Origin of the sequence: Williamwhitmania sp. (assembly GCA_035529935.1) — a bacterium.
Taxonomy (GTDB): Bacteria; Bacteroidota; Bacteroidia; order Bacteroidales; family Williamwhitmaniaceae; genus Williamwhitmania.
This window is the reverse complement of record DATKVT010000038.1, coordinates 1-4,377: the sequence shown is the minus strand read 5'-3', so window position 1 is coordinate 4,377 and position 4,377 is coordinate 1. Positions and strand designations below refer to the sequence as shown.

Below are 4,377 nucleotides of genomic sequence, written 5' to 3'. Positions count from 1 at the left end.
TTGTTATATAAGTGCCTGGAGGAAATGTTACTATTGAACTTGTAAGCGCAACAGCAGCGTCAATTGCCGCTTGTATCGCCGCCGTGTCATCAGTAACTCCGTCACCAGTAGCACCAAAGTCTTTCACGCTTATAACATCTCTTTCTTTACTTTGAACGGTACGCGTTACCGCTCCAGTTCCAGCTTGGAGAAAGTTTATGTTTGATGAATCTATCACCGACGCTATGTCATCTACAGTGTAGATCGTCGCATCAGCAGAATCTTTGACTACAAACTTATAAGACGTTCCTGGGGTGAGCCATACGTCACACTCTCCCCTAGAATCACAGATAACTGGATTAGTGTTGGGTGTTCCAGCTTCGTCTGAGTAAGAATCAGCCGGAGTCGTAGTACCAGCGGCATAGACGTAGACTTTCGCCCCGTTAGCAGGGATACCATTGTTGTAGACAGTAAACTTGGGTGTTGGAGTTAGGAATTTGGTCATGGTTATTGTCCTGTTTGAATATCCAGCAATCTATTGTTATTCTGCTTTCGTTGTGGGGGAATAAACTTCTCTAAACCACTCCCCGCCCTAGCAGAAACGCTAGAGCCATATCCAGCAAGGGATTGCAAAATAATTTGATTTATGAATTTTATCCTCGCGGGTTCAGGTATTTTCATGCTTTTTACAGCTTTTAGTTTTACAGAAATATCATCCAATTTTTCTACGTCCATTAACTTTGTCTCTAACAAGGCAGGGCGTATCTTTAACTCGAAAAACTCAGAAACTCCAGACGGGTCTTTACTCACTTTATTAGCAACTACCTGTCTTATTGAATTTTCAAGATTTTGCTTACCATCGCCCCAAAGCAGATAAGGAGCAACTTTTCGCCATTCTTGAGGATTTCCACCCTCAATTAGTCTCGTTACACGTTCAACAGGAAATTTATTCCCAACCAAAGCAGCCGCATCATTACTGCCACGAGTAATTGCTCCTGAAGCCGCGTTCTCCGCTCCAGAGGTTCTATTTAACTGAGACTTATCAACATTCCTTAATACGTTCTGCTCATGCTTAGAAAGCCTGTCAACGCCCTTTAAAGCGTTTCTATGGATTAGTTCAGAACGATCCAAAGCCATCACATATTTATTGACGGACTTTTGGACTTCGGGGAGTGATTTCATTAACTCAGAATGAGAATGAACCCACGTTTTAGCCTGTGTGGAAGTTTTGTCTCTCAGGGAGTTTGTTGCATAGTCTTTAGCCGACTTCACAACCAAAGCCCTATCGCCGGTCAACTCTATTAAATCAGCAATTCCCTGCTTTGAAGATAAGAAAGTTTTAGGAAGGCTGGACGGGTCAATGTTGTATTTTGTTTCATCCCACCTGTCCAAAGAAACCAGTTTTTTACCAGACTTTGAACCATACATACTAAGCCCTTCACTACCCTCCCTGTAAGACTGTAATAGTCTTGACTGAATGCCATCCTTAGAATTTCCATCCACAAACTTTTTCTGTATGTTGGATAACATACCGTAGTATTTACGGGCGGTATTTGCATCTATAGCCGCGTAACCTTCGGGGGGATTGTTAGGGTTTTTAAAGACCTCACCTAACTTCCGTCTAACATCGTCTACAGCCCTAAAAGATAGATTTGGAGTGGCCTCACCTTCTGGTGATTTAAGCTCTAATTCAGAAAGAATCTTATTGAACGATGTCGATACGTCTTTAGACCTTTTTCCCGGAGCAGATTCGGCCTTTAACATAGCAACCGCTTGTTTGAACTCAGGTAATGAATCTATACGATCACCAGCAGCTTCTCTACCTTTTACTAAGGTGTCTCTTTGTGTTTCTAATCCCTTGTAATCAGCAGCGCGTTTTTCTATTGCAGCTGTATTTTTTTCGGCTACTTTTGTTCTAAGAGCGTTTCCTATATCGGACGTTTCAAGGTCATCACCGATATTATGACGCTGCATTTTTCCTGTTAGCAAAACTTCATCAGCGGTATCTTTAAGCCTATTCTGGGCAGTTCTTACATAATTAACATTACCCATAGCCTTACCCATTTCTAGCTCATTGTTCTTTACTGCATTGGATAGAAGATTATGGGCTTCGACCTCTCCTGATATGGCTTTCATATCAGCAGCTTCCGCAAGACGCTTAAATGTTAATTCCAATGGCTCATTTGTTTTCTCTCCCTCACGGATTGCAGAGGACATTTTTTCTACAAAATCCATTTCTCTTTTACTCAGAGAATCGGGGGTATTAGTCATCTTTCCCCTAACTAATTTTGCAAATTCCTTATATAGCTTCATTGAAACACTGAGGGCAGGGGCTTTGAGAATTTTGTCAAACGCCCAAGAAGCCCCCTTTAAAGGTAGGGCTGTTACCGCGCCGCCAGCCAATCTTGCTGCCTCAGAACCAACTACACCAACGCCTTGCCTTTCAGCTATTTGACCAGCTACTTCTGCGCCAAAACCACTAGCTGCGCCAGCAGCAATACCAGCGGGTCTACCAGCAGTTTTTGCTCCAATAGCTAGACTTTCCAAAATTGGGGCGATCCTTACTCCATGCGGCGGTATCTGTCTAGCAACACCCGCACCAAGAGTAAGTAATTCAGCAGCACCTCCACCAAGTACAGCACCCATTCCAGTAGCCCCTGCAATCGGCCCAAGTTCCACGGGCTGTCTTGGGCGACGTTGACTTGATAGGATCGGATTATTAACTGCCGCACCGCCTGGAGTACTCTCAAATCCAGAATCAGGAACAAAACTACTCCCACTAACAGGGGTTCCTTGGACTCCATTCTGTGGATTTGAGTCAGGGATAAAAGGCATTATCTCTTTCTCCTGTTAGGTTGATATGTTCCACTTTGCCCATTTATAATAACTTTTGTTCCCGGCTCTAGTTCTGCGGCCTCCATTTCCTCTACGCTATTGAACTTTCGGCCTTCTCCTTCAATTGTTCTTTTAATTTGTTGAGTGACGGATTTAGGCGCTTTTTTTGCAATCTCCAGTTCTTGGTTGATTACTCTCAATACTGCATCAACCTGCGTCGGAGATTGAACGCTGTTAATAACTTCCCTTGCGTGAATTTTATCGCTATCAGTAGGTACGCCACTTGGGTTAATCGCTCTAGCATACGTATTTACTAACGCGTTTAATGAAGCGCCAAATGCTGAGATATTAGGATCGCCCGTATTGCTTTCCCATGCTTTTATAGCCATATTCCAAGGAACAAACTCACCCCTAGAGAATTTGTCTGATTGCTCTTTAACTACGTGAATCATGTCCTGCGCCTCTTGGGACGCTAACGCAATACCAGCCGCCCGTTGACCAACAGACCTTGACGCAGAAGTAAGTCCTGCATACTCAGCCATTTTAGAAGCTACTTGCGCGGGTGATAAACCTTGCGCTATTGCTTCTGCAGCAATTGCGTTTTGAAGGTTTATACGCGCAGTTGCATTTTTTGCAAATCCTGATATTGCCTGTCTATCTCCAGCGAGATATTGCCTTGCTATAAATCTAAGAGTTTGTGGAGCGAATGTTGCATTATTTCCACTAGGAGCTTTTACCTTACCTACAGCATCACTTCTGTTTATAAATACAGGCTTTCCATCTACATCAACAGCCACAATAACCCTATCAGGAGAAAATTCACTCTCCTTCTTGATTGCATTCTCAACAACTTGTCTTTGCGGGCTGTCTGGTGGCAAGCTCTCACGCAACTTAAATAATTTCTCTAATTTGGTTTCTGTTTTATTGAATGGAAGTGGATCGCCCTTTGGTTCCCCGGTTCTTTTATTGTAAGGAACTGCACCGGGAGTTAATGACCCGTATTCGGGCTTTCCATCGCCCATATAACTTTTTAAGACATTAGCCGCTCCTGCTTTTGGGTCTGCTCGTATTGCAGAAGCCATCATATTCGCCTGATTAGGGACGTTTATGCTCATTGGCTCACCTCTGGCATCCGCAGCTATCATTCTTTGTACAGCCTCTTTTTCGTCTGGAATCACAAGTCTATGAACACCAGCCTCCATAGGGTTTCCACCAGCATTTGGAGTTAATTGCTTTATAAGTTCATTTCTACCAATTTGCTGATCTTGTTGTTGCTCAATCTCGCCTATAGCCTTGTTCAACTGCATTTGCTTTAATTTTTGCTCCCCCGGTATTCCATCTATCTGCGCTTGTAACTTTTTCATTTGCAGCGGGCCTTGCTGCTGCATTTGTTGTAGTTTCAAAGTATTTAGCTTGTTCTGCTCCATAGCCTGTTTATATTGCATCATTTGCATGAGCATATTCAACGGGTTCTGTTGTTGAGGCGCTTGCGCCATCAATGGTATTCTCGCGTCGATAGGCATTATTTACCTCCAAACATTTTCATCATTTGGTCAAACTGAT

General features: G+C 43.3%; 3 protein-coding genes. All 3 read right to left on the bottom strand.

All coding sequences use genetic code 11. The features are described from left to right. Positions 1–484: glycosyl hydrolase family 28-related protein (locus VMW01_02655; GenBank protein HUW05138.1), on the bottom strand; the 484-nt coding region annotated here is incomplete at its 3' end. Between the two features lie 2 nt (positions 485–486). Then, entirely contained in the window at positions 487–2,814 is a 2,328-nt protein-coding gene (locus VMW01_02650; protein HUW05137.1) for a hypothetical protein, read from the bottom strand. Continuing rightward, positions 2,814–4,337 carry a hypothetical protein gene (locus tag VMW01_02645; protein HUW05136.1) on the bottom strand — a complete coding sequence of 508 codons (1,524 nt, stop codon included), beginning with the start codon at positions 4,335–4,337 and terminating at the stop codon, positions 2,814–2,816. The genes VMW01_02650 and VMW01_02645 overlap by 1 nt, the downstream gene beginning before the upstream one ends. Between the last annotated feature and the right edge of the window lie 40 nt (positions 4,338–4,377).

What these genes read in the sequence shown, in the direction of transcription:
- VMW01_02645 (HUW05136.1), bottom strand. Translation starts at nt 4,337, where the DNA reads ATGCCTATCGACGCGAGAATACCATTGATGGCGCAAGCGCCTCAACAA.
- VMW01_02650 (HUW05137.1), bottom strand. Translation starts at nt 2,814, where the DNA reads ATGCCTTTTATCCCTGACTCAAATCCACAGAATGGAGTCCAAGGAACC.